At 58.1% G+C, this 3,444-nt stretch carries 3 protein-coding genes; all 3 read left to right on the top strand.

What is annotated here, in order from left to right; genetic code table 11:
- The coding region (locus L692_RS0107335; protein WP_025698542.1) for a polyprenyl synthetase family protein at window positions 1-535 on the top strand (535 nt) is incomplete at its 5' end.
- A gap of 89 nt (window positions 536-624) precedes the next feature.
- On the top strand, window positions 625-2,532 hold the full coding sequence (dxs, locus tag L692_RS0107340) for a 1-deoxy-D-xylulose-5-phosphate synthase (protein ID WP_025698543.1): 1,908 nt from the start codon (window positions 625-627) through the stop codon (window positions 2,530-2,532).
- Window positions 2,533-2,569: 37 nt separating this feature from the next.
- Window positions 2,570-3,444 (top strand): TlyA family RNA methyltransferase (locus L692_RS0107345; RefSeq protein ID WP_025698545.1); only part of this gene is annotated, 875 nt, incomplete at its 3' end.

The following is a 3,444-nucleotide window of genomic DNA, read 5'->3' on the forward strand; positions in this document are numbered from 1 at the left end:
TGCCTTTTACAGCATCGTTCAGTCCTCCCGCCGGTATAGTGTTCCTGCGGAGGACGTTCTGTCCATCGTGGAGGATCTGGCTGAAATGGCCGGTCCGCGCGGTATGGTCGGCGGGCAGGCGGCCGATATGGAAGGGGAGCAAGGGCTTACCGATCTGGAGAGCCTGCGTTATATCCACCTGCACAAGACGGGCGATCTGATCGTCTTCTCGCTGCTCGCCGGAGGGCGGATAGGGGGAGCCTCGGAAGCGCAGCTTGAGGCCCTGCGCCGGTTCGGCGTCAGCATCGGGCTTGCGTTCCAGGTGCAGGACGACATCCTTGACCTTGTCGGCGACGAAAGCAAGCTGGGCAAGAAGACGGGCAGCGATGTCCGGCAGCAGAAGGTGACCTATCCCTACTTCATCGGGCTGGAGGCCTCCCGCCGGGAAGTGGAGCGGCTGACGGAAGAAGCCAAGTCTGCCGTACAGCAAGGCGCCTTTGCGGACGGCTCGCGGCTGCTCGAAATCGCCGATTACTTAATGTCAAGAGATCACTGATTATGAGGGAACGGCTGATTTCGGTAGCCGTTTCATTTATGTTATAATGAAAGCTATACTTTACAACATCAGGAAAGCGGGGAAATCACGTGCTGCTTCCACAACTGAATGATCCTAAGCAACTGAAATCGCTATCGATCGAACAATTGAACAGTCTGGCGGAGGAAATCCGCCGGTTTTTGATTGAGAAGCTGTCCGCGACGGGCGGACATCTCGCCTCCAATCTGGGAGTAGTGGAACTCACGCTGGCCCTGCATTATTGCTACAACAGTCCCCAGGACAAATTCATTTTCGATGTCGGACATCAAGCGTATGTCCACAAAATATTGACCGGCCGCAAGGACCGGTTCGATTCGCTGCGAAAGCAGGACGGTCTGTGCGGCTTCGTCAAGCGCTCCGAAAGCGAACATGACGTCTGGGAAGCCGGTCACAGCAGCACCTCCCTCTCCGCCGCGATGGGCATGGCGATGGCCCGTGACTTCAAGGGGGAGGATAACAAGGTTGTTGCGGTAATCGGCGACGGCGCTCTTACCGGCGGCATGGCGTTCGAGGCGCTGAACCATATCGGGCATGAACGCCGGAAGCTGATGGTTATTCTTAACGATAATGAAATGTCCATCGCCCCCAATGTCGGCGCTATGCATAACTATTTAAGCCGGATTCGCTCGGACCGCCATTATTTGCGGGCCAAGGACGAAGTGGAAGGGCTGCTCAAGAAGATTCCGGCCATTGGCGGCCGATTGGCGAAGACCGCGGAACGGATGAAAGACCGTCTCAAATACATGATGGTTCCCGGCGTTCTGTTTGAGGAGCTGGGCTTTACATATCTTGGACCCGTGGATGGTCATGATCTGGAGACCATGATCGATACCTTCCATCAGGCCGACAATGTGGCGGGCCCCGTGCTGGTGCATGTGCTCACCACGAAAGGCAAAGGCTATAAGCCGGCGGAGGCCGATTCCTATAAGTGGCATGGAATCACGCCGTACAAGATCGAATCCGGCCAGGTGCTGAAGGCGGTCGGCAATCCGATGTATACGGAAGTGTTCGGCCAGACGCTGATCGAGCTTGGGCGTCAGGACGAGCGGCTGATCGCTGTGACTCCCGCGATGCCCGGGGGTTCGGGCCTGTTCCCGTTCGCGGAGGAATTTCCCGGCCGGATGATTGATGTCGGGATCGCGGAGCAGCATGCGGCGACGCTGTGCGCCGCGCTGGCGATGGAGGGAATGAAGCCGGTGTTTGCGGTCTATTCCACCTTCATGCAGCGCGCCTACGATCAGATCGTGCATGATATCTGCCGGCATAACGCCAACGTGATGTTCGCCATCGACCGGGCGGGATTTGTCGGGGCGGACGGGGAGACGCATCAGGGGGTCTATGATATCGCCTTTATGCGGCATATCCCGAATATCGTGCTGATGATGCCGAGGGATGAGAACGAACTGCGCCATATGATGAAGACGGCGCTCGAATATAACGACGGTCCGATCGCCTACCGCTATCCCCGCGTGAACGGAACCGGAGCAGCGCTCGATCCCGAGCTTCGCTCCTTGCCGATCGGTTCGTGGGAACGGCTTCGTCCGGGCGATGACATCGCCGTTATCGCCTGCGGCCCAATGGTGCAGGTAGCGGAAGAAGCGGCGGATCAGCTCAAGCGGGAAGGAATCCAGGCGGGCATTGTCAATGCCCGGTTCCTGAAGCCTTTGGACGGCTCCATGCTGCAGAGTCTTGCCCGGGCCGGAACGAAGCTGCTTGTGCTCGAAGAAGCGAGCCAGGCCGGAAGCCTGGGCAGCGCTGTGCTTGAGTATTATGCCGGGCACGGGCTGCACTCCGTCAGCGTAGAGCTGATGGGCGTGCCGGATATATTTGTCGAGCACGGCTCGATTAAGGAGCAGCGCCAGTTGACGGGACTTACCGTGGAATCGGTGTGCGGGCGCATCAAATCGATGAGGGCGGCACGCTCTTATCCTTACGGCAAGACAACTACATCTTCGTAAGCCTATGGAGACGCGAGAATAGAAGTTGGAGATGACTATGGAGCAAGGTAAAGGTAAAGAACGGAGTCCGAAGGAAAGAATCGACGTTCTGCTCGTCGAGCAGGGCTTCTATGAAAGCCGGGAGAAAGCCAAGGCGGCCATTATGGCCGGATTGGTGCTGGCTAACGAGGAGCGCATTGAGAAGGCCGGCATGAAAGTGCCGCGAAGCGCTGCCTTAAAAGTGAAGGGCGCTGTGCATCCTTACGTCAGCCGGGGAGGGCTCAAGCTTGAAAAGGCGCTGCGGCGGTTTGGCATCGACGTTGGCGGACGCACCATGCTGGATATCGGCGCTTCCACCGGAGGCTTCACCGATTGCGCACTTCAGAACGGAGCGAGCTATGTGTATGCCATCGACGTAGGCTATAACCAGCTGGACTGGTCGCTGCGGGAGGATGAGCGGGTATGCGTCATGGAACGGACGAACTTCCGGTATATGACCCCGGCCGATCTCAAAGGCTCCATTCCGGATTTCGCCAGCATCGACGTTTCTTTCATCTCCCTGAAGATTATTCTTCCTCCGCTCAAGGCGCTGCTGAGCCGTCCGGCTGACGTTGTGGCTCTGATTAAGCCTCAATTTGAGGCCGGACGGGAGAAGGTCGGCAAATCCGGCGTCGTGCGAGATCCGGCGGTCCATCGGGAAGTGATCGAGAATGTGCTGACGATGGCCCGTGAGCTTGGCTTTATTCTCAAGGGACTGACCTTCTCGCCGATCACGGGCGGGGAGGGCAACATTGAATTTTTGGCCCACTGGACTCTTGAACCGGAGGGCGTACAAGATAGCGGCGGAGCCGCTGACCGGGGGGAAGCATCCCCCGAGCCTAACGGCGATTTTGCCGCGATTGCGAAAGACGTAGTGGCGGAAGCCACAGGCAC

The organism is Paenibacillus forsythiae T98 (genome assembly GCF_000520735.1).
GTDB lineage: Bacteria > Bacillota > Bacilli > Paenibacillales > Paenibacillaceae > Paenibacillus_AQ > Paenibacillus_AQ forsythiae.